General features: G+C 40.8%; 20 protein-coding genes and 2 pseudogenes. 10 read left to right on the top strand and 12 right to left on the bottom strand.

Annotation, left to right across the window (positions count from 1 at the left end; translation table 11 throughout):
• Positions 1-2 precede the first annotated feature (2 nt).
• Both aceE and FTU38_RS01320 read right to left on the bottom strand, forming a co-directional pair.
• The gene (gene aceE / locus FTU38_RS01325; RefSeq protein WP_180041745.1) at positions 3-2,705 is read right to left on the bottom strand and encodes a pyruvate dehydrogenase (acetyl-transferring), homodimeric type; all 2,703 of its coding nucleotides are present in this window, start codon (positions 2,703-2,705) and stop codon (positions 3-5) included.
• A gap of 281 nt (positions 2,706-2,986) precedes the next feature.
• Complete coding sequence (locus FTU38_RS01320; protein ID WP_078193213.1) at positions 2,987-3,682, bottom strand: M23 family metallopeptidase; 696 nt, start codon at positions 3,680-3,682, stop codon at positions 2,987-2,989.
• Between the two features lie 106 nt (positions 3,683-3,788).
• Here FTU38_RS01320 and FTU38_RS01315 point away from each other — a divergent pair, with 106 nt between their 5' ends.
• Positions 3,789-4,229 (top strand): DciA family protein, encoded by a 441-nt coding sequence (locus tag FTU38_RS01315; protein WP_111884464.1) that lies wholly within the window; start codon positions 3,789-3,791, stop codon positions 4,227-4,229.
• 97 nt (positions 4,230-4,326) lie between these two features.
• Here the strand turns inward: FTU38_RS01315 and lpxC are convergent, their stop codons facing one another.
• The 8 genes from lpxC to gshB all read right to left on the bottom strand — a co-directional run bounded on the left by lpxC (position 4,327) and on the right by gshB (position 13,692).
• The gene (lpxC, locus tag FTU38_RS01310) at positions 4,327-5,229 is read right to left on the bottom strand and encodes a UDP-3-O-acyl-N-acetylglucosamine deacetylase (protein WP_180063028.1); all 903 of its coding nucleotides are present in this window, start codon (positions 5,227-5,229) and stop codon (positions 4,327-4,329) included.
• A 125-nt stretch (positions 5,230-5,354) separates the two neighbouring features.
• Complete coding sequence (gene ftsZ, locus FTU38_RS01305) at positions 5,355-6,545, bottom strand: cell division protein FtsZ (RefSeq protein ID WP_180002678.1); 1,191 nt, start codon at positions 6,543-6,545, stop codon at positions 5,355-5,357.
• Between the two features lie 159 nt (positions 6,546-6,704).
• Entirely contained in the window at positions 6,705-7,967 is a 1,263-nt protein-coding gene (ftsA, locus tag FTU38_RS01300) for a cell division protein FtsA (RefSeq protein WP_078190573.1), read from the bottom strand.
• Between the two features lie 68 nt (positions 7,968-8,035).
• Positions 8,036-8,890, bottom strand: coding sequence for a cell division protein FtsQ/DivIB (locus FTU38_RS01295; protein ID WP_180008770.1), 855 nt, complete (start codon positions 8,888-8,890; stop codon positions 8,036-8,038).
• A gap of 3 nt (positions 8,891-8,893) precedes the next feature.
• A complete protein-coding gene (locus tag FTU38_RS01290; RefSeq protein WP_180008768.1) occupies positions 8,894-9,823 on the bottom strand; it encodes a D-alanine--D-alanine ligase in 930 nt (309 codons plus the stop codon).
• Positions 9,824-9,882: 59 nt separating this feature from the next.
• On the bottom strand, positions 9,883-11,331 hold the full coding sequence (gene murC / locus FTU38_RS01285; RefSeq protein ID WP_078190576.1) for a UDP-N-acetylmuramate--L-alanine ligase: 1,449 nt from the start codon (positions 11,329-11,331) through the stop codon (positions 9,883-9,885).
• 14 nt (positions 11,332-11,345) lie between these two features.
• Positions 11,346-12,443: an undecaprenyldiphospho-muramoylpentapeptide beta-N-acetylglucosaminyltransferase gene (murG, locus tag FTU38_RS01280; RefSeq protein ID WP_180110409.1), complete on the bottom strand. Its 1,098-nt coding sequence runs from the start codon at positions 12,441-12,443 to the stop codon at positions 11,346-11,348.
• Positions 12,444-12,747: 304 nt separating this feature from the next.
• Positions 12,748-13,692 carry a glutathione synthase gene (gene gshB / locus FTU38_RS01275; protein ID WP_168379397.1) on the bottom strand — a complete coding sequence of 315 codons (945 nt, stop codon included), beginning with the start codon at positions 13,690-13,692 and terminating at the stop codon, positions 12,748-12,750.
• A gap of 328 nt (positions 13,693-14,020) precedes the next feature.
• Between gshB and FTU38_RS01270 the strand changes: the two genes are divergently transcribed.
• The 9 genes and pseudogenes from FTU38_RS01270 to FTU38_RS01230 all read left to right on the top strand — a co-directional run bounded on the left by FTU38_RS01270 (position 14,021) and on the right by FTU38_RS01230 (position 22,518).
• Positions 14,021-14,923, top strand: coding sequence for a GGDEF domain-containing protein (locus FTU38_RS01270; RefSeq protein WP_180002672.1), 903 nt, complete (start codon positions 14,021-14,023; stop codon positions 14,921-14,923).
• Between the two features lie 125 nt (positions 14,924-15,048).
• Positions 15,049-15,240 (top strand): DUF3565 domain-containing protein, encoded by a 192-nt coding sequence (locus FTU38_RS01265; protein ID WP_180002670.1) that lies wholly within the window; start codon positions 15,049-15,051, stop codon positions 15,238-15,240.
• A gap of 102 nt (positions 15,241-15,342) precedes the next feature.
• Positions 15,343-16,666 (top strand): annotated as a pseudogene (locus tag FTU38_RS01260) (ISNCY family transposase).
• Between the two features lie 368 nt (positions 16,667-17,034).
• Positions 17,035-17,292 carry a type II toxin-antitoxin system RelE/ParE family toxin gene (locus FTU38_RS01255; RefSeq protein ID WP_257225658.1) on the top strand — a complete coding sequence of 86 codons (258 nt, stop codon included), beginning with the start codon at positions 17,035-17,037 and terminating at the stop codon, positions 17,290-17,292.
• Between the two features lies 1 nt (position 17,293).
• Complete coding sequence (locus tag FTU38_RS01250) at positions 17,294-17,584, top strand: addiction module antidote protein (protein ID WP_100358201.1); 291 nt, start codon at positions 17,294-17,296, stop codon at positions 17,582-17,584.
• Between the two features lie 313 nt (positions 17,585-17,897).
• Entirely contained in the window at positions 17,898-18,377 is a 480-nt protein-coding gene (locus FTU38_RS01245) for a spore coat U domain-containing protein (protein WP_180110408.1), read from the top strand.
• Between the two features lie 43 nt (positions 18,378-18,420).
• Positions 18,421-19,170, top strand: coding sequence for a molecular chaperone (locus FTU38_RS01240; RefSeq protein ID WP_163143588.1), 750 nt, complete (start codon positions 18,421-18,423; stop codon positions 19,168-19,170).
• Between the two features lie 28 nt (positions 19,171-19,198).
• Entirely contained in the window at positions 19,199-21,544 is a 2,346-nt protein-coding gene (locus FTU38_RS01235; RefSeq protein WP_180110407.1) for a fimbria/pilus outer membrane usher protein, read from the top strand.
• Positions 21,545-21,564: 20 nt separating this feature from the next.
• Positions 21,565-22,518 (top strand): spore coat U domain-containing protein, encoded by a 954-nt coding sequence (locus tag FTU38_RS01230; protein WP_180002664.1) that lies wholly within the window; start codon positions 21,565-21,567, stop codon positions 22,516-22,518.
• A 14-nt stretch (positions 22,519-22,532) separates the two neighbouring features.
• Here the strand turns inward: FTU38_RS01230 and FTU38_RS01225 are convergent, their stop codons facing one another.
• Together FTU38_RS01225 and FTU38_RS01220 are read right to left on the bottom strand one after the other, a co-directional pair.
• Positions 22,533-23,012: a spore coat U domain-containing protein gene (locus tag FTU38_RS01225; RefSeq protein ID WP_180002662.1), complete on the bottom strand. Its 480-nt coding sequence runs from the start codon at positions 23,010-23,012 to the stop codon at positions 22,533-22,535.
• 512 nt (positions 23,013-23,524) lie between these two features.
• A pseudogene (locus tag FTU38_RS01220) lies at positions 23,525-23,638 on the bottom strand (transposase); the annotation flags it as partial.

The raw sequence follows: 23,638 nt of genomic DNA, 5'->3' as shown, positions 1-23,638 counted from the left end.
GATTAGTTCTCCTCTTTGTAGTCAGCCACAGCATGCAGTTCCGGCGTTTCCTGCGGAGCCCATGCCACTGGACGGTCAGTATCTAGTTCAAAGCTTGAGATAGCATCTTTGACTAAACGCGCATCAACTTCGCCTTCATCCGCGAGTTTTTTCAATGTTGCTACCACAATATGTGCGGCATCGACACCAAAGTAGCTACGTAAGTTGCCACGTGTATCTGAACGACCATAACCATCTGTACCTAATGCAACGAACGGACGATTGTCTGGAAGATAAGCACGGATTTGTTCGCTATAAGCACGCATGTGATCGGTTGCCGATACCACAATACCGTCTTTTTCACGAAGTAATTGAGAGACCCAAGCTTCTTTCGTATCTTCAGCCAACGGATGTAAGCGGTTGTATTCTTCACACGCCATACCATCACGAGCTAATTCGTTAAAGCTAGTGACGCTCCACACGTTTGAATGAATTTGATATTCATCACGAAGGATTTTCGCTGCTTTAATCACTTCACGCAGAATCACACCTGAACCCATCAACTGAACCGTTGCTTTCTCATCTTCTTCGAAGAGATACATACCACGTTTAATGCCTTCTTCAGCACCTTCAGGAATAGCTGGATGTTCGTAGTTTTCATTCATTACTGTTAAGTAATAGAACACGCGCTCTTGGTTCACGTACATGCGTTTTAAACCATCATGTACGATCACTGCCAACTCATAACCAAAACATGGGTCATAAGAGATACAGTTTGGAATCGTATTTGCCAAGATATGTGAATGACCATCTTGATGCTGTAAACCTTCACCATTCAGTGTTGTACGACCCGCAGTTGCACCCAACAAGAAACCTTGAGCCTGCGCATCACCTGCAGCCCATGCAATATCACCAATCCGTTGGAAACCGAACATCGAGTAGTACATATACATCGGAATCATTGGCAAGTTATTGGTCGAATAACTGGTCCCTAACGCAGCCCAAGCACTCATCGCACCCGCTTCGTTAATCCCTTCTTGTAACATGTGACCATCTTTGGCTTCACGATAGTGCATCAACTGTTCTTGGTCTTCAGGGGTATATTTTTGACCATGCGCAGCATAGATCCCCAACTGACGGAACATACCTTCCAAACCGAAAGTACGGGCTTCATCTGGTACGATTGGCACGACACGGTCTTTAATGGCTTTTTCTTTCAATAACGAAGAAATCAAACGCACCATCAACATAGTCGTCGATTGTTCTTTACCGCCACTGCCTTTCAGTACCGCATCAAACACAGACAACTCAGGAATCGCCAGCTGCTCACTTTCTTTACGACGTGCAGGTAAATAACCACCCAATGCCTCACGACGTGCCTTCATGTATTTCAATTCAGGCGAGTTTTCACTCGGACGATAGAATGGCACTTCTTCAAGCTGTTCATCGGTAAATGGCAAGTTGAATCGGTTACGCACGTATTTCAACGACTCAAGCTGCATTTTCTTGATTTGATGCGTCTTATTGACTGCTTCAATCTCTTCCGACAAACCATAACCTTTGACTGTTTTTGCCAAGATAACTGTTGGCTGACCCGTTTCCTTCATCGCTTCGGCATAAGCCGCATACACTTTGAATGGGTCATGACCACCACGGTTCAGGTTATCAATATCTTCATCGCTTAAGTTGCGCACCAACTCTTCAGCTTCAGGATACTTACCAAAGAAATGTGCACGCGTATACGCACCACCTTTCACTTGATAACGCTGGAAATCACCATCGACCGCTTCTTCCATCACCGCTTTTAAGGCACCTGAATCATCTTTTGCCAGTAACGGATCCCAATGACGACCCCAAACCACCTTAATTACGCGCCAGCCTGCACCACGGAACAATGATTCAAGTTCTTGAATAATTTTACCATTACCACGAACTGGGCCATCTAAACGCTGTAAGTTACAGTTCACGACCCAAATCAGATTGTCGAGCTTTTCACGACCTGCAAGTGAAATGGCACCTGTACTTTCAGGTTCATCCATTTCACCATCACCGAGGTAAGCCCAAACTTTACGGTTTTCTTCTTTGATCAGGCCACGATTCATCAAGTACTTTTGGATGTGTGCTTGATAGATCGACATGATTGGACCTAGACCCATCGATACGGTTGGGAACTGCCAATAATCTGGCATCAAATATGGATGTGGGTATGACGGCAAACCTTTACCGCCGACTTCACGACGGAAATTATTTAAGTGTTCTTCAGTCAAACGACCTTCTAAGAACGAACGTGCATAGATACCCGGCGCACAGTGACCTTGATAATAGATCATGTCACCGCCAAAGCTGTCGCTATTGGCACGGAAGAAGTGGTTAAAGCCCACGTCATATAAAGTTGCAGATGATGCAAAACTTGCCAAGTGACCACCTAAGTCATCACCTGTTTTATTGGCACGCAGTACCATCGCTAAGGCATTCCAGCGGATCAACGCACGAATACGGCGCTCCATATCCGAATCACCTGGCATAGGTGGCTGTTCTTCAACTGAAATGGTATTTAAGTAAGGAGTATTTAGTCGCTGAATGGGAACGTGCTTAGCAATCGCTTGTTGATAGAGTTTTTCAAGCAAAAATGCAGCGCGGTCAGTTCCCATGTGCTGTAAAACTGAATCAAATGCGTCCTGCCATTCTTGGGTTTCTTGCGCATCTGTATCGCCATAAAACGCCATACTTCACCTATCCTATGTGCTAAATATATGGCTCTATTAGTACCATATTTTGGCTAGGCTCAGTTATCGCCACAAATGAATACGAAATAGCTCTGTTATTTATTTACTAAATACTCATTGATTAACAATTACACAAATTTACATTTTTGGGTCAATTTTCGCCATTTTTCATACAGACAATATTTTTTAAAATGATAATTTTATAGTTATTAGCGATAAATAAAAAAGCCATTGTCTGTAGAGGTTCAGACAATGGCTTCGTATATAGATGTTATATGTGCTTATGGTAACATCGCTAAATACGTTGATGGATTTTTACGTTGACCATCTTTCACTACTTCGTAATGTAAATGTGGGCCAGTACAACGACCAGTACAACCAACGTTAGCAATATGCTCACCCGCAGCAACACGGTCGCCTACACGTGCAATTAAGCGTGATGCATGTGCATAACGTGTCAGGTAACCATTACCATGGTTAATTTCAACATATTGACCATAACCTGTGCCCCAACCTGACTTTGTTACAATGCCTGGACCCGTTGCATAAATAGGTGTGCCACTAGCCGCAGAAAGATCTAAACCTGAATGATTTTCTGCACGGCCACCCATGGTACGACCACCATAGTTTGAACTTACACGCTTCATGTCTGGAAGTGGGTGGGCAATTAACCATGAATATGGATTATTTGAACTTGCTGAATAGTTTTTAGAGGAATTGCTTGAACCGTATTTTTTTGCGATTGTCGCATTGTTGAGCTCAATTGATTTTTCACGAATTTTAACATTCAACTTAGTTTCTGCTGGAATATCAATATCATTGCTTTCAGAGTAAGCACCTTGAGACAAAGTGCGAGTTAACTGTTCAATACGATCTGATGATGAATCTGCTTGATTTAATTCAACTAAATCTGCAAAAGCGACTGAAGCGGCCGAAGCAGCCAATGAAAACGCCAATAAAATACGTCGTAAATGCATAAAAAACCTCTATAAACTGTTCTCTTTTGTTCCTTGTGTGATTTCGTCCTTGATATCAGCCAAAAGGAGCGCATAAGATTAAGACATAAACATGTAGGAAATATGTATGTCAGAACCTGTCAACGTCTTTCAACCAACAAGAAAACACATAAAAACAGGAAACTTTTCGTTTCTCTCAACGCAAGTTGCTGCATGGCAGAAGCTTACGAAAATTGTCCAACCGCTATTGCCCCAACCGGATCAATGGCAAGTTGTTTGTTATATAAATGGTGTACTTATATTAACTGGAGAAAATCAGGCACTGATAAGTCAGTTGGCCTATTTACAAAAGCAATATATTGCACAGTTATCACAAATATACGAATTCAAGGATTTGCACAAGATTCAAGTCCGTCTGAGAACTCCGTCTCCAACGCCCCATTCCCCTGAAAAAATTTCAAGAACCCTCAGTACAGAAACTCAGGATTTACTCCGTAATGCTGCTGACTTTGTGAGCGACCCTAAGCTTAGCCAAGCAATGCTGCGTTTGGCAAGCAATAAAAAGTAACCACCCAGTTGTAACAGACAAATTTGAATGCTCAGAATGTGACGGACTTAACACTTACAAATGATACAATATAACATCACCATTATAAGACAATGACTTATGTCACATTCACATAACTAATTGGGCAATCATTAATGTCATCAAATGTTACAATTTCATAGCTATCTGGATCACTTTTGACATTGCGTAATAACTGATTATTTAATGCATGACCTGACTTATAGGCATCATATTTCGCAATAATTTGATGACCGAGCAAGTATAAATCACCCACAGCATCTAATATTTTGTGACGAACAAACTCATCCGAGAAGCGTAAGCCCTCTTCATTGACCACACCATTGTCATCTACACCAATGGCATTTTCGAGACTCGCCCCTAAAGCCAAATTATTAGCTTTTAGGTAGTCCAAATCTTTCATAAAGCCAAAAGTCCGCGCTTCACTAACTTCATAGACAAATGTTTCGGTTGAAAAGTCGATTGTTGCCGACTGAAATTCTTTCTTAAATGCAGGATGGTCAAAATCAATCGTAAAATTTAATTGGAAACCGTCATGGGGTTGGAAGGCAGCACGTTTATCATCGATCAGTGCTTCGACAGGTTTGCGTATTTTTATGAATTTTTTAGGTGCATTTTGTTCTTGTAGTTCACCTTGCATAAGCAAATAAATGAACGGGCCGGCACTCCCATCCATAATTGGCACTTCAGATGCCGACACTTCCACAATCAGGTTATCAATCCCTAAACCAGCAATCGCACTCATAATGTGCTCAATTGTGCCCACCTTGGCGTTTTCTTGCACCAAGTTAGAACACATGAATGCTTCTTGAATCAGCATAGCATCAGCTGGAATATCAATCGGTGGATTTAAGTCGATACGACGAAACACAATGCCCCCATCGGCATGATGTGGCACAAAGTTAATCATCACTTTTTGCCCACTATGCAGTCCGATGCCACTCGCTTTCACGATGCGTTTCAGGGTACGTTGTTTCAACATGTGTCTTCTATCATCAGTTCACAAAACCGCTATACGTTAGCATATTTAGCCATTGATAAAAAACAAAAAGGTAGCTGATCAGCTACCTTTTGTAATCAATAGACACTTAAGTCATTGAATTTATGTTATTTACGTTGCTGATTTTTCAAATAGTCTTGAATACTCATTGGCGTAGGGCGTGAATTGGATGCTGACGCCGCTGCCGCAGCTGGAGCTTCTGCTTCATTGTGCTGACGTTGAATCGCTGGCACATCATCTTCATCTACAGGTACTTGTGCAGAAGCGACTGTACGCGTTGCTTGTGCGACAGGGCGTTTCACTGGCTCAGCAGAATCGGCAGAATTACGAGTTAAACCCGTTGCGATCACAGTTACACTAATTTCATCACGTGCATCTGGATCAAATACCGTACCGTAGAACACTTGACCTTCATCAAGATCCACAATTTGGTTCACTACATCTGTGATTTCTTCAATTTCACCGAAGGTTACGTCATCGCCACCTGTTACGTTAATCAAAATGCCTTTTGCATTCATGATGGTCACGTTATCTAACAATGGGCTACGGATCGCTTGTTCAGCAGCTTGACGTGCACGGTTTTCACCACGACCAGAACCTGCACCCATCATGGCATAACCACGTGTACTCATCGCAGTTTTCAAATCGGCGAAGTCAAGGTTGATATGACCAGGACGCACCACAAGATCAAAGATACTACGTACAGCATTTAACAGTACGTCGTCTGCTTTTTTGTAAGCATCTTTCATCGAGATATCGCGGAACACTTTAAGCAGGCGTTGGTTCGGAATAATAATCAAAGAATCAACATGTTGCTCAAGTGCTTCGATACCTTTCTCAGCAGATTGCTGACGACGTTTACCTTCAAAGTTAAACGGAGTCGTCACCACACCTACAGTTAAGATACCCATTTCTTTGGCAATTTCAGCAACAACTGGCGCAGCACCTGTACCTGTACCACCACCCATACCTGCAGTCACGAACACCATGTCCGTTCCTTCAAGGTGTTGGCGAATCAACTCACGGCTTTCTTCAGCAGCAGTTTGACCCACTTGTGGATTTGCACCTGCACCCAAACCACGGGTACTTTGCTCACCCAGTTGGATTTTAAATTGTGCATTCATGCGATCGAGTGCTTGTTTGTCTGTATTGGCACAAACAAATTTCACACCCTCGATATCTGATTCCAACATGTGTTGCACAGCGTTACCGCCAGCACCACCTACACCGAATACTGTGAAACGGGCTTGACCGTTGCTGTCGCTTTGATCATCTTCTAAAAATTCAAATGAGGCCATGCCTAAAAAATTCCTAATCCATAATTGGCAGACACTTCAGCCCGTATACTGCCTTGATCTTAATAAAAATTGTTTTTTAGAATGCTGTCCAAGTTCCAGCTTGTCAAGTACAAGCAATAATCCGTACAACTTCCCAACAATATTCCCAAATATTTCAACTTAAAAGATCGACTTCAAGGTGTCATTGAAGCCCGACCATGCCCGTTTTACCCGATTCAATACTGAAAGTTTTTCCGTATCTTCTGGCTCAACTATCGTATCTTGTGTTTCGCTTTGACTGAAAATTAACAGACCTGCGGCAGTCGCGTATTGTGAACGACGTAAAGCTGCTTGCTGTTGATCATCGGCATACACTTGCATAGGTGGATTACCTAAATGTGCAGAGACACCTAAAATCCGGCGTGCAAATGTCACCATTCCTTCAATTTGGCAGGCATCACCTGTGAGTACAACACCATGGTATAAACCATGAATTGCACCATGATCGACCAATTCATTACGCACTTGATTAAAGATTTCTTCATAGCGCGCAATAATGATTTCGGTCAGTTCAATACGGCTAATGGTTTGTGGACCATCAATCCCTTGGAACTGAATCATACTTTCAGGTTTAACCACTTTCAGGTCGACACAACCATACAACAGCTTAATGCGTTCCGCTTCTTCTGTTGTGGTTTGCAATACAGCAGCAATATCACGTGTTACATGCTCACCGCCACGTTGCAAGGTATGTGTCATCGCCAAGCGACCATCTAAATACACCGCGATATTGGTCGTACCTGCACCAATATCGACCAAGCACACACCATATTCTTTTTCATCTTTAAGCAAACTGGCTTCAGCTGTTGCTAATGATGAAATGACCATGCGTTCAACACCAATATTGGCGCCTTTTAATGCACGATCCAAATTCTGCATGGTGCTGATGGGCAACATCATCAAATGATAATGCCCTGTCATACTCCGTGCTGACATGCGAATCGGGTTTAATACCCACTCAGGTTCATCATCTAGTTCAAAACCTAAAGGTACAGCACTCACCAAATAGTGGTCAGACGTTAAATGACTGGCTTTGGCCAGTTCTAATGCACGCACCACTTCATTGGTGGTAATCGCATGGTCATTATTTTCAATTGGAGTGCGACCAGAGGCATAAAAACTTTTTAGTTCAGCACTTGGAATGGAAATCCACGCAGAATGTACACGACATTCCGCCATATCTTCCGCTTCCTGCACTGCATTTTTAATTGCGGTAACAACTTTATCGAGACTGACAATTTTCCCTTTATTCATGCCGCGGTTACGAGCGGTCGCCATCCCTACCACTTGGATATTGTCTGGCGCGTGTACCTTACCAATCAAAACTGAAACTTTGTGTGTCCCAATGTCAATCGCAACAACCGAGGGAACAGCTTCATTCATTATTTACTACTACCATTCACATGTTTGTTTAATTTATGGCTTAAAGCCTCTACTTATAAAGCCGATCATTATGGCTTTACAGGCGCTGCATTCGCAATGCCTATGTCATCACTGGTTACAACAAACTGACCATTTACCGACTTTGCTGGCACAGAGTTTTTCCATTGAATCGCTAAACCATTTCGGTAGCGCAAATCGATGGCAGAAATTCGTGGCCAAACAGGTTTTAAGTCACTGTGTGCGAGATAACTTAAACGCTGCAACTTACTCATGGTCTGATCTTGATCGACAATCACGCGTAAGCCTGAATCAAACTGCATAAACCAAGTCATTCGTTCGGTTAAATATAATTCTTTTAAACGAATGCCAACAGGTATAAATAGTTGATTAATTTCATTATAGCGACGCATCATCATTTTGGACTGACTCGTCGGCCCATGCAATAACGGTAAATTCTGATGATTGGTCGGAGTTAATTCAGCAAATACATCACCACTGTCGCTTAACAGTCGCCCAGTTCCCCAACGTGCAATCGCTTGACGCGGCATCACCCGTACACGAATTGCATTCGGCCATGCACGCGATACCACCACGCGATCGACCCAAGAGATTTCTAAAGTACGGTCACGAATGACACGTAAATCAGAGGTAAAATAGTTTTCAGTCATCATCGGTGAAACGTATGACATGACTTGTTGTTTTTCTTGGGCGCTCCGCACACCCACCACATCAAGTTCAGCCACACGTGCATCCGTCATGACTTTATATAGCCCCCAAATCCCAGCAATCAAGACCACACATGCAATAAACAACAACAGCCATCCACCCACATTGGTAAGCTTTTCCTTACGTGTCGGTGGTTTGTCATGTATCGATGTCGTTGCTGCACGTTTACGGCGCATTGACGCAGGAAGTTGAGCCATAATTTAGTGTGCCGCACCTGTTAGGGTTTGTTCCAAAATTGCAACACAAAGATCTTCAAAACTATAACCTACAGCATTAGCAGCTTTTGGTACTAGAGAATGACTGGTCATACCCGGAACAGTATTTACCTCAAGTAACCAAAAGTTTCCTTCTGCATCTTGCATCGCGTCAATACGGCCCCAACCACTCGCACCTACCGCTTGGAAAGCGCGTAAAGATAAAGCTTGTAGACGCTTTTCTTCATCTTCAGTCAAGCCACATGGAATACCATATTGCACATCGTTACGGTTATATTTCGCTTCGTAATCGTAAAAAGCCACATCTGCAGGCGGTTCCAAACGGATCACCGGTAATGCCTGACCATTTAAAATCACAATGGTAAATTCACGTCCGGTAATCCATTTTTCAGCCATCACGACTGCATCATGCTGGGTCGCTTTTGCAATTGCGGTTGCAAAGTCTTCAATTTTTTCAACTTTGCTCATACCAATGCTTGAACCTTCATGCACAGGCTTGATGATAAATGGCAAACCAATTGAATCTACAATTTCTTGCAAATCTGAATCTTTGCTGACAATACGATAAGGTGCTGTCGGTAGTTCTGAACCTTGCCAAACTTGTTTAGTTTTGACTTTATCCATACCAATCGCCGAGCCTTGAACGCCTGTTCCAGTGTACGGAATGTTTAACCATTCCAAAGTACCCTGAATTTGACCATCTTCACCACCACGACCATGAAGTACGATAAATGCACGGTCATAAGCCACCAACTCAGTCACACTGCGTTGCTGCGGATCAAATGCTTCGGCATTTACACCCGAACGCACCAATGCTTCAAGTACAGCTTTACCACTATCGAGAGAAACCTCACGTTCGGCAGATTTCCCACCTAATAACACGGCAACTTTGCCGAATTTTGAAGCATTTGACACGTTTATATCCTTAAACTTTTATCTACGGTCTAAACAAACTTTGGATCACCAAGCGGTAATCATTTTACATAGAGATTGTTTTGAGCAAGTTCGATTGAGATTGCTCCAACATTACCTGCGCCCTGTGTTAATAACAAGTCATTTGCTTGTAACACTTTTTTCATTACTGCTTGTAAGTTGCCTTCTACTGGATCGATGAGAATCGGCTCAACCTCACCACGGAGACGAATGCTTCGAGCCAACGCACGACTATCCGCACCCACAATTGGTTTTTCACCTGCAGGATAAACTTCTAATAACAACAGTTGATCGACTTGTGACAAGACATCGACGAAGTCATCAAAACAGTCACGCGTACGGCTAAAACGGTGCGGTTGGAACATCATCACCAAACGACGATCTGGATGACTTGCACGTGCCGCTTTAATGGTCGCTTCCACTTCTTTTGGATGGTGACCATAGTCATCGACCAATTTCACCAAGCCATCTTCAACTTCAAATTCGCCTTGTACTTGGAAACGACGACCTACACCACTGAAGCTTTCTAAGGCACGCGCAATCGCAGCATCAGAAACGCCTTCATCCGTTGCAATACCAATCGCTGCCAAGGCATTTAAGATATTATGAAGACCCGGCAAGTTAATGGTTAAACGTAACGGCTCACGGTCTTTACGCAAAACTGTAAAGTGTGATTGCATGCCTTCTTGAGCCACATCAACGGCACGAATGTCATTGTCTTCATTGAAACCATAAGTCACGACAGGACGACCAATACGCGGCATAATTTCACGGATGTTGGCATCATCACCACACATCACAGCTAAACCGTAAAATGGAAGGCGCTGTAAGAATTGTACGAAGGTATCTTTCAATACATCGAAACTACCACCATAGGTATCCATATGGTCAGCATCGATATTGGTGACAATCGTTGCCATCGGCTGTAAATGCAGGAATGACGCATCTGATTCGTCTGCTTCAGCCACGATATAACGGCTTGCACCCAATGCAGCATTCACACCAGTACGATTTAATAAACCACCAATGACATAAGTTGGGTCCAGATTTTCTTCTGCCAACATGCAGGTCACCAGACTGGTTGTCGTGGTTTTACCATGCGTCCCCGCAACGGCAATACCATGACGGTAACGCATTAATTCACCCAACATTTCTGCACGACGCACGACAGGTGTACGGGTTTCAATCGCCGCTTTCACTTCTGGGTTTTCAGAATCAATAGCTGTTGATACAACGATTACATTGGCGCCTTGAATATTTTCAGCAGCATGACCGATGAAAACTTGAATGCCGTTTTCTTCAAGCTGAGCCGTGGTTTTCGACGCTTTAATATCTGAACCTGAAACTTTATAGCCTTGGTTTTTCAATACTTCGGCAATACCGCACATGCCCGCACCACCAATCCCAATAAAATGGATGTGTTTAATACGGCGCATTTCTGGCACTTTAATGAGCTTTTTCGCTTGATCGGCAGGCGTTGATGGAGACATAGATTACTCGAATTTTACAAATCTTGAATTAAACCAACCACGTGCTGTGTCGCATCGGGTTGTGCCTGTTGTCGAGCCTTAACCGCCATTTCCATAAGTCGTTGGCGATTCATCAGCGGCTTCAACAACGCTGTTAAACTTTCTGCGGTCATGTCCGCTTGTGGGCAAATTTTTGCGGCATTGATATTGGCCAAGAACCCTGCATTTGCAGTTTGATGGTCATCCACTGCACTTGGCAGAGGAACAAACACGGCTGCTACACCTGCTGTCGCAATTTCAGTGACGGTTAGCGCACCAGCACGGCAGATAATCAAATCCGCTGCAGAATAGGCTGCTGCCATATCTTCAATAAACGGCTGAACTTCAACTTGCATATGTTCAGGTGCATTTGCATAACGAGCCAATGTGCTTTCAGCGTTATTTTGACCACACTGGTGATATACACTGAGTGGCTGTTCTAATTGCTGCAAGGCTGCCGGCACACATTCATTTAAGGCACGTGCGCCCAGTGAGCCACCCACAATTAAAACCCGTAATGGCAACCCAGCTTTTTCACGCTCTTGGTAACGCCATGACGGATTTAAAATTTCTGTAATTTCCTTCCGTACAGGATTGCCTGTGGTCACGATTTTATCTTGAGCTGGAAAAGTATTTGGAAATGCCTGACACACCGTTTTCGCCACACGCGATAATTGCGTATTGGTAAAACCAGCCACAGCATTTTGTTCATGAATAATCACAGGAATACCGAGTGCGCGTGCAGCAAGACCACCAGGCCCAGCCACATACCCCCCAAAGCCTGCAACTGCATCGACTTTGAGTTGTTTCATATAACGCATGGCACTCAAAGTAGCTTTGAGAATTTTAAACGGTGCCATCAGCTTACGCACGACTCCATTGCCGCGTACGCCTTGGATATCAATTTGATAAATTGGAATATTATGATTTTTAAGCAGGCGATTTTCCATGCCTGTTGGCGTTGCGAGCCAAGAAACTTCACAGCCTTGTTGTTGCAACTCTTTGGCAACAGCGAGCGCTGGAAAGACGTGACCACCGGTTCCGGCAGCCATCATCATGACATGTTTCGGCTTTACTTGCGTTACTTCGGTCACTGTCTAATTCTTCAATTCTAAAAAGAGGCTAATGATATTCGATTTTAAGCAAACAATTGTAATCACAAACGCATGACCGTGAAAGGTAATTTACTTTTTTTCAACAGGCGTATGATTGTTTTTTTCTACTATTTTAAAAGTTTAAACTAGTTTTATTATTAATCTATGAGAATTGAAAAAAAATCAGACAATTTTTCACTTTAATTGCATTCACTTACAGTTTTTTTGCTTTTTAAGCTCCCCTCCCCTTAGCGCAGGACAAAAAAAAGAGCCCGTGAAGGACTCTTTTAAATCTAGTGCAAAATTAAGCTTTTAAACCTGCCTCAAGGACATCAAATAAATCATCGGCAATCGAGGTACCAAATTGCGCATCAATTTCACGTACACAGGTTGGACTGGTGACATTGATTTCAGTCACGTAATTACCAATCACATCCAGACCAACAAACACTAACCCTTTTTCACGAAGGAATGGCCCGACTTTGGCTGCGATGGCTTTATCATTTTCAGTCAATGGACGCGCCTCGCCCAAACCACCTGCCGCCAAGTTGCCACGCACTTCACCATTTTGCGGAATACGCGCCAAACAATACGGTACGGGTTCGCCATTGATCATCAAAATACGTTTGTCACCATCCACAATTTCAGGGATGTATCGCTGCGCCATAATCGGCTGTGTGCCGTTATTGGTCAGGATTTCAATGGTTGAACCAATATTAACGCCATCTTGGTATAAACGGAAAATGCCCATGCCGCCCATGCCGTCTAATGGCTTCACAATCACATCACCATGTTCTTGTAAAAATTCACGAATCAGACTTTGCTGCGAAGTCACCAAGGTTGGTACTTGAAGTTCAGGGAATTGTGTCGCAAACAATTTTTCATTGCAGTCACGTAGGCTTTGTGGCTTGTTAATAATCCATGCACCTTCGCGTTCAGCCTGTTCCAAAATATAGGTGGTGTAGACAAAGTTCATGTCAAACGGCGGATCTTTACGCATCAAAACCACGTCATAAGCAGCAATTGGTTCTTTTTGTTTTTCGCCGAGTTCGTAATAGTGGTTGTAGTCTTCAAAAACTTTTAGCGGTGAAATCAAACCAAAGGCTTTGCCTTGATCGATATATAAATCTTGCTGTAATGCATAGCCTAGCTCATGTCCACGACGTGCTGCTGCCCATAGCATCGCCATTGAGGTATCTTTTTTTAGGTTTACATTTTCGATGGGATCCATCACAACAAGTACACGCATTATTCAGTGCTCTGTTCATTATCAATTTATGAATGAGTATAGCCGAGATTTTTCTTTTGTTTATTCTGATTTTGCATGTGTATGTATGGATTCGTGTGATGCAGGCGATAATTCGATATATTTCTATCATCGGCCTTATCTCAATAAAGGAAATAAGCCGTGAAAGCATTATGGCGTTAGGCCTGTGTAAATCGACGCCAAACAATCGATACAGATATTCATCACATCTACATCTCGCCCATCACTATTTTGGGTGAAAAAACACGTGCTTTTTATTTTTTTTTAGCTATTGTGTTAATTATTGTAAATAAAGAAATAGAATTAATTAATGATCAACATTGAGCAGATGGCTATCATTCTTAATGCTTTGCCAGACCCTGCTTTTGTCATATCGCGTAGTGGAAAATACGTTGCGGTTTTTGGTGGGCGCGATAATCGCTATTACCACGATGGTTCCGGTCTTGTTGGTACCTATATTTCAGATGTGATCAAGCCAGATAAAGCCAACTTTTTTATGCAACTGATCGACCAAGCTCTAGCGTCAGGAAATCTACTCATCGAAGAGTACGAATTGAGCAATAGGGATGTAAAAGGTCTGCCCGATTATGGTCCTGAAGAGCCCATTTGGTTTGAAGTGCGCATCCAAGCCCTTAGTTTTTCAGTAGATGAAGAAGACGTTGTGCTTTGGGTCGCAAGTAATATTTCAGCGCGTCACAACTTGGAAATCAAGCTGAAGGAACTCAGCCATACCGATCAGTTAACTGGTCTTTTCAACCGAAGAAAATTAGAGCATGACTTAGCATTACATTATGAGTCATACCTACGGCATTCCATACAGACCTCGATCTTGATGTTCGATCTTGATAACCTCAAAAAAATCAACGACAGCAAAGGCCATCATGTCGGTGATGAGGCAATCCGAGCAGTCGCAGATATTCTTCGTTTAACGCTGCGTAAAACCGATTGCGCCTGCCGCTTAGGTGGAGATGAGTTTGTGGTCGCATTACCCAACACGGGCTGTGAACAAGCCATTCAATTTGCCAAACGGATTCATGAACATTCCAGAAAAGAATTAAGTCGGTTTTCAATAGATAACGCGCATGTCACCGTGAGCATAGGAGTGACAACCATCATGCCTGAAGATTGTACCTACGAAGATACAATTAAGCGTGCTGATCTAGCGCTGTATAAAGCCAAACATGGCGGGAAAAATAGAATTGTCGCGGCCTAAGCATGCGGCAGAAATAAACCAAATTTAACAGTTTATTTAGCAATTTGATATTCAAACCGTTGTAATTGTTCAAGATGAACTCTATTCCCTTTTCAGCATAAGTTCAATTTAGATAGGTGTCCGATATGCAGCAAGCCATTGTTGATTTTGCCTTGGATGATGAAAATCAGTGGTATGCCATTTTAGCTTGTGGCCATACACAGCATGTCCGGCATGATCCGCCTTGGCAAAACCGTTCTTGGGTTATCACTGAGCAAGGGCGGAAAGAAAAACTAGGGGTGATGCTGGAGTGTAAGAAGTGTGATGAAGAGATGTAAGCCCAAAATAGAAATGTCCGGTTTCTCCAAAGTAAAAATGTCCGCTTTTAGAATATGCGCTTTTGCAATTTCCTTAGCGGACGGTTTGATATGTTGGTGTCTATGTCGGATAAAGAACTTAAACGATTGTCGGTCTTGCAAGAAATCTGTGATCAACGTATAACTCAATCCCAGGCTGCTCAGCTACTTCATATCTCAGAACGTCACATCAGACGCTTACTGCAGAAATACAAAGCTCAAGGTCCCGCTGCATTAGCCCATGCCGGTCGTGGCCAAATCAGCAATTCTAAACTTCCTGAAGAACTCAGACTTAAGTGTCTCAATATTGTTTCAGATCAACTTTATGGTTTCGGACCCACTTTAGCGCATGAAAAGCTCACCACCGTGCATGGATTCGATCTTTCAGTAGAAACCCTGCGTTCCTGGATGATTGCAGCCGATTTATGGATCCCTCGCTGCAAGCGCCTGAAACGACCATATCAGCCTCGTTATAACCGAGATTGTTATGGTGAATTGATCCAAATTGATGGCTCACACCATGATTGGTTTGAAGGTCGAGCACCTAAATGCTGTCTGCTAGTATTCATCGATGATGCCACAGGAAAATTGCAGCATTTACGCTTCTGTGCGTCAGAGTCAGCCTTTGACTATATGATTTCGACACGTTTATATATCGAACAGCATGGTAAGCCATTGGCATTTTACAGTGACAAACATTCAGTTTTTAGGGTGAATCAAAGTAGCAAGAAAGACACCAAGATTACCCAGTTTGGACGTGTTCTGAGCACTCTCAATATCGATATCATTTTCGCTAACTCCCCTCAAGCCAAAGGTCGTGTAGAACGAGCGAATAGAACACTTCAGGATCGTCTGATTAAGGAGATGCGTCTAGAAGGCATAGTTCAATTGCAGATGCCAATAAGTGGCTGCCGTGCTTTATTGAGCAATTTAATCGTAAATTCGCCAAGATGGCTTTTAATCCCAAGGATCTACATCGGCCTATCGCTGAAACAGCCGAAGAATTAGATGATGTTTTTACCTGGCGTGAACCCCGCAGGGTCACGAACAGCTTGACGATTACTTATGATAAATGCGTATATATCTTGGAAAACAGCGAAGAAAATCAAAGATTGGGCGGCAAGTATCTTGAGTTCCTGGAATATCCGGATGGTACTGTAGCCATTGAATATCAGGGAAGAAAAATCAATTACAGCATCTTTGATAAATTAAGTCAGCTCAACCAGAGAGAGATCGTTGAGAATAAACGTTTGGGTTCTGTGCTGGCACATATTCAACAACAGCATGAACAACTGGAACACCAAAACAAACGCAATCGTTCTCAAAAGATGCCACGTAGACAAGCACAGAAAACAGCGATTGAACAACGAAATTCAATCCTGTGCTTGACTTGGAAATGTCCATATAGGACATTTCTATTTGGTTATTAGGTAGGACATTTCTACTTGGGAATAACAGTTTTAATATTACTTTAAGATCAGTATCTTATCGTTATTCATACCCTCTGGAAGGTTCTCGTTCAACCGACTTGGAAACAAGTCGGTTTCTTTTTAAGCAAAACTGTAACTTTTAGCCAATAAAATTGATTAAAAAACATTCGTTTTTGCATTTTTTCCTGATTTCTCAAGGGTCACAGTTCAGAAATAATCCCCCAATTTCTGCGGACAACTATTGGGATAAAAATCTTGCATTATGTATTCGATCGAATACAATATAGTGAGAAGAAAAGGAATCCTCATGATTGAAATTAAACGTCTACCAGAATTTGATTAATGGTTGGATGGCATTAAAGACAATATGACCCGCATTCGCTTGAATCGCCGATTAGATAAGGTTCAACGTGGGAACTGGGGAGACATTAAACCTCTCCAAGATGGTGTTTGGGAAATGAGAGAGTTCTTCGATTCAGGATGGAGGATGTATTACATCCAACATGATGACGTAGTTATTGTAATGCTTGGTGGCAGAGATAAATTAACTCAACAACAAGACATCAATCGTGCAGTCAAATTATCAAAAACGTTGGAGGATTAAAATGGTTAAAGTAGCTGATTTACCAAGTTTTGATATGGCTGAGTCACTCAAAACTGAAGAAGATATTGTAATATACCTCAATATGGTTCTTGAAGAAAATGATCCTGCTGAATTAGCGCACGCACTTGGTGTAATTGCTAAAGTAAGAGGTATGACCCAAATTGCGAAAGAAGCAGGTATTGGACGAGAAGCCCTTTACAAAGCACTTCGTCAAGATTCAACGCCTCGTTTTGATACGATCAACCGTGTTGTGAATGCTTTAGGTTTAAAATTGACAGTTCAACATGCTTAAAATTTAAAAAATATAATAGAAAAATGGGATTTTAAGGCTCCCATTTTTTATTATATAACGCCCATTCCATTGAATCAAAAAACTTAATTTCAATATGCCTCATTATTTTATAAAAAGTAGAGTAATGACGAATACATTTAATAATGCTGAATGGCTGGTTAAAAAAAAAACTTGAAAAAAATATAAAAAGTGATAAATTTCACACTTATTTTTATAGACGTGATTTTAGTACCTATAAAAAATAAAAGGTGAAAGCAATGCTATTTATGACGATTGCTTTTGGGCTATCGGATTTAATACTTGGAATTCTTAAATGAAAAAATTTATCACTACTGCATTATTAGTATCTACTAACTTACTTTTAGCTGGACAAGCAAGTGCTGAAACACCAGCAGCAGGCACACAGCAGGCACAAACAACTTTTGATGTAAAAATTGAAGTTCTTTCTACATGTTCTATCAATGCAACAGAGATTGATTTTGGTAAAGTAAATAGCGGTAGTGTTGCAAGTGATAAAACAGGAACCCTAAATGTAACTTGTACAAATCAGACACCCTACCGTGTAGGTCTTTCAGGTAGTGGTAAGATGAAAAATGAAACAGATGAATCATCAAGTATTGCTTATGAGTTATTCCAAGATGGCAATACGCCATGGGATAACGATGAAAATAAATATTCAAACAGTGGTTCAGGTAACGTAGAAGCAATCCCTGTAATTGCTAAAGTTGTTGGCTCAACAAATGTTCGTGCAGGCAACTATAAAGATACAGTTACAGCCACGGTAACATATTAATATTTGTTATCGTAAAGATATTCTTCATTTAAAGGATATCAATATGAGAAATACGATACGTTGCTCTAATCTACTACGTAAGTACAGTTTAGTTTGTTTAGTAACGAGTATTTTTATGATACAGGCGCATGCTGCAAGCTTGCAGGTTGCGCCTATTTTATTAGAGTTTTCCCCTCAGGAAAAAGTTAAAGAGCTTTGGTTAACCAATACAGGAAGTGACGAAATTCGAGGCCAAGTCCGAGTAAATTATTGGACACAAAATAATAATCAAGATGTTATTACACCTACAAAAGATCTGATAGCAAGCCCCATGGTATTGACTATACCTGCTGGGCAAAGACAATTAGTTCGCTTGATTCGTAGCGCAAATAGCAATCTTTCATCTGAACAAGCCTATCGACTCATCGTCGATGAATTACCTAATCCAAAAACTGAAGAGAAAAGCGGGTTGCAGCTTTTGCTGAAATATTCGATCCCAGTTTTCTTTAAAACATCACATATAAATGCTGTAGATCAAGGCTTAACTTCTTTAAAAGGCATGACATTTAAATATACGGATCATCAATTACTAGTCATCAATCAAACTACAAGTTATAAGCGTTTTAGCCAGTTTGCTTATGTAGATTCTCAAGGTAAAAAGACACCAATTCAAATGGGACTGATGGGCTATGTTCTAAATGGTCAGAGTATGCAATGGCCTATCCCTAAACAACTGAATATTCAACCGACTGGAAAATTTGTTGCTGTTGTGAACATGGATGTACGTGAACAAATACTTCAATTAGCACATTGATGTATTCATCAATTTTGGAGTGGTTTTTGTGAGTGTACAGATTAGTGATTTGCTATTTGCAGGAGCAATCATTGCAGTGGCACCTAATACACTTGCACAAGTCAACGATCCAAAACTGATTCAAAATATGCAGCAAGATTTATATTTAGATGTCGAACTAAATCAATCAGCACAACCAGAAATAGGACATTTTTTACAACAAGATAAACAGCTTTATATAGATGTGACATCATTAGACAAACTCTCAATTCAAAGTAGTGCTCCTCAAATCTTGGTTGACCAAACAAACTATATTTCTTTAGATGCTATTAACGGGCTAAGTTATCAATATGACAATCTAAACCAGAAAATCACCATACAAGTCCCTATTGAATTATTAAGTGCAAAAAACCAATATAGTTATCAAGCTAAATCTGTAGCAACGGTTAATCCCCAGCAAGAAAGACAAGGCTTACTTTTAAACTATACGGCTTTTGCACAACAAACTGATGATCATTTTTCATTTAATGGATGGAATGAACTTCGTTATTTTGGTCTATTCAATGGTGTACTGAGTATTTCAGGTAATTATCAATATCAAGATAATCAGTTTACTGATCGTCAAATTCTAGATACGTATTGGGAGAAAGACTTCCCAGAGCAAATGCTTCGTTTACGTTTGGGCGATGCGCAAAGTGATGCTTTAACGTGGACACGCTCTACTCGGATTAGTGGTCTAAGTTTGGCTAAAAATTTCGCATTACAGCCTTATACGGTTACAACCCCATTAATGAGTTTTAAAGGGCAGGTTGCACTCCCTTCACAGATTGACCTTATCATTAATGGAATCAAGCAATCATCACAGAATGTAGTGCCAGGGCAGTTTGATATTCAAACTACACCGAGTATTACAGGTGCTGGCAATGCACAAATGGTCATTACTGACATCAATGGCCAACAACAAGTCCAAAATTTTTCACTCTATCGCGCAAATCACTTACTGGCACGGGGTCTAAATGATTGGTCATTTAACCTTGGTTATCCTAAATTAAATTATGGCATATCTTCATTTGATTATGCTGATGATTTAGCATTAAGTGGTAGTTATCGTTATGGATTAAGCAATACATTGACTGTTGAGACCCATACTGAGTTGACTGAAAAGTTACAGCAAGTGGGGCTAGGTGGTGTTTACCAATTAGGGAGACAAGCTGGTCAATTCAATGTCTCTTATGCCCATAGTTATACACCTGAAAACACGGGACAGTTGCTTGGATTCGGTTATAGTTGGAACTCAGCATTGTTTAGCTTAAATTATAGTGGATTACGTCAATATGGGCAGTTCAGTGATATCGCTAGTTTAAATGATGCTTCATATGCAACCCAATCCAATCAATTTTACATGGGCTTAAATACGAAGTTTGGTCAGTTAGGAGGGAGCTATATTCAACAAGAGTATAAGGATCAGTCCAGCAACGAATATGTTCTATTGAACTGGTCTTATATTTTCCCTCGACGAATGAATCTGAATTTAAGTTATAGCAGGGACTTACTAAATAAAGAAAATAGTTACTACCTGTCCTTTAATATTCCATGGGCGAAACGGAATTCAGCAACTATCACAGCTCAACGTAGTAATGATCAAAATCAACTTAGCCTGAACGTCTTACATTCTGTGGATCAAGACCAAGGTGGTTTCGGTTGGCAAGCAAGGGCCAATCATACTGAGTTATACTCACAATTTCAGGGGCAACTGGATTATTTAAGTCGTTATGGCTTGGCCCAACTTAACGTTCAACATACGACCTCAGACCAAAGTAATACCAGTATTTATGCTTCAGTGAATGGCGGGGTTGTACTATTGAAAGATGCTATCTTACCTAAACGCCTAAGCAGTGGTTCATTTGCTATCGTTTCAACAGATCAAATACCTGATGTGCCTGTACGACTAGAGAATCGTTTAATTGGTAAAACTAATAAAAAAGGTTATCTACTACTCGATTATTTGAACCCTTATCAGAATAATAGTATCGCTATAGATACGCTTGATTTGCCAATTAATCTAAAAATTGAAAAAACGCAACAAAATGCTGTACCACGCCAATCGAGTGGCGTTTTTGTACAATTCCCGATGTATCAAGTGAAATCTGTGCAACTTCAAGTAGTAGATTTACAGGGACAAAATGTGAACGTGGGAACTTCTGTATGGCAAGAAGAACCGATTCAGCAACAACAACCCACAACTATTGTGGCTCACGATGGAGTTGTGTATATCGATAACCTAAAAAATAATACACTTTACATAGGCAATCAACTTAAGCAGTGCCGAGTGATACTGCCTGAACTTACAACATTAAAAGGTTTTAGTGATTTGGGGCGAATGGTATGTCAATAAACTGCAATGACTTGTTTAAAATGAGTGATTCAACGAAATATTTTATTTATGCAAGTTTATTCTTACTAGTATCTATTCTTTTTTGTTTACCTGCTTATGCTAGTAGCTGTTGGTTAGGGCAGTCTGCAACGTTAAGTTTAGGAACATCAAATGCTCAAGGCTCAGCACTTGTTTCAACAGATGTTATTGCTGACTGTTACTTTAATTCAAACCAGCCTGTAACGTATAAGCTATGTTTAGTGGCTGATAGTTTTGATCCCGCAGGTAGTACTCCTCGAAGTATGATTATTTATAATCCTGTAAGAGCATTACTCAATTATGAATTATATTCTGATGCAGCAAGAACATTTAAGATTCCTGATTCAGAACGTAAAAACCAAGCACAATGCCAAACTTTCCAGTTTGAAGCAGGAACTGGAAATGTCAGTACTCGGCTTAAACTATATGGTCAGGTGTTGCCTGGACAGAACGTACCAGCAGCATACTATCAAACGAATAGTATTGGATTGAAACTTTATTCTGCATACAAGGTTGGATCAGAAGTACCAACGGATACAGAAGCCCTTGCAAATTCGAATACTGGTAATAATAATTTAATTGTTAACTCATATTATGAAAATAGTTGCTTAATTCAGTCGGCAACAGATATTAACTTTGGTGCGGTTGACCAACTGAAGACACCGTTAATAAGCTCAGGAAATATACAGTTAGCCTGTCCCGTTGGCACTATTATGCAAGTCAGTTTAAATAATGGCATCAATGCGCAGGGCACACAAAGAAGAATGAGAAATGCTTTAGGAAACTATATCCGATACAACCTTTCTAGGAACGCACACGATGATCAACCTTGGCAAGGTAATACTTTTTACTCTGTAGATAATCATAATATACCTGTATATGCAACGGTTCCAGCTCAACCCATCAGTAGTACTGGGCAATACTCTGACACGATTACAGTAACTCTAACTTATTGATTTTTATTTTAAAATTAATAGGTAACCGTCGCAGTTACTGTGTCACTATATTTCCCAGCAGGAACATTAGCATTGGGAACCTTACCCCAAATCTTAATATTTTGTGTTTCCCCTGTCCCCTGTTGTGACAAACGATTGTCTGCAATATTGCCCCATTCTTTGCTCATGGCAACATCTTGATAAAGCTGATAAGGAATTTGTATGGAAATATCATTGGCATGCTTCAAACGACCATCACTATTTAAAGCAATATTATAGGGAGTACCATTAGTACAATGAACATTTAAGCTCCCTGTCGCTTGAACATTCTGTGCATTACGAGTCACAGTCCCAAAATCAATATCCGAAGAGCCTCCTGCTCCAATCTCACAAATTTCTGCAACTTGCATTTTGACTTGAAACTGTGTGGATTGACGATCACTCATGGTATATGCGGAAACAGAGACTACAGCTAAAATTACAAAAGAATATTTAAAAATTTTCACTTGACTCATTTACCATAATTTCAACTTATTAACTCCATTAAATATTACATAGTTTTTTAAGAAATAACATATAGTTAATATAATAATTCCTAAAATAGGAGCTAAATCTATGTAAGCCAAAACTTACATGGATTTAGCTCATTTTCAGATTGGTAAATCAAGTCGCTAGCCCTATGCTGATACATTAGGGCGCTGGATGTTTACAAAAAATGATAATAAAATTGCACAAGAAATAGGCCAAACTCTAGCTGTATCACGTACATCCAGATGTAAAAGCTCGACAGAATATCGGGCCTTTTTATTCCCATGTGAAAACTGACTGAACTCACCATAAATATGGTCTATATTTTGGTTATCATCGCAACAGAACTGTTTCATCAATAAGGAAAGCAGCTTCAGCTACCTTTCTTATTATCTCAATTAAATAAACTTATATTTAAAAAAAACTTAATAATAAAATTCAAGTTGAAAAGTATTTTATTTACTTTCAATATAGTCCATTAAAATCTTATAAGTTGTCATTAAAAAGTAAACATGTATTCTTTTCCGAATTGGTTTGATACTTTCTCCACCCATTGCTCTATTTTATCAGCTGTCATGACTTGAAAATCTCGCCAATAATATTTCATCTGCTT

The organism is Acinetobacter sp. YH12098, assembly GCF_013419235.1.
GTDB classification, from domain to species: domain Bacteria; phylum Pseudomonadota; class Gammaproteobacteria; order Pseudomonadales; family Moraxellaceae; genus Acinetobacter; species Acinetobacter amyesii.
This window is presented reverse-complemented; position numbering and strand designations above follow the sequence as displayed.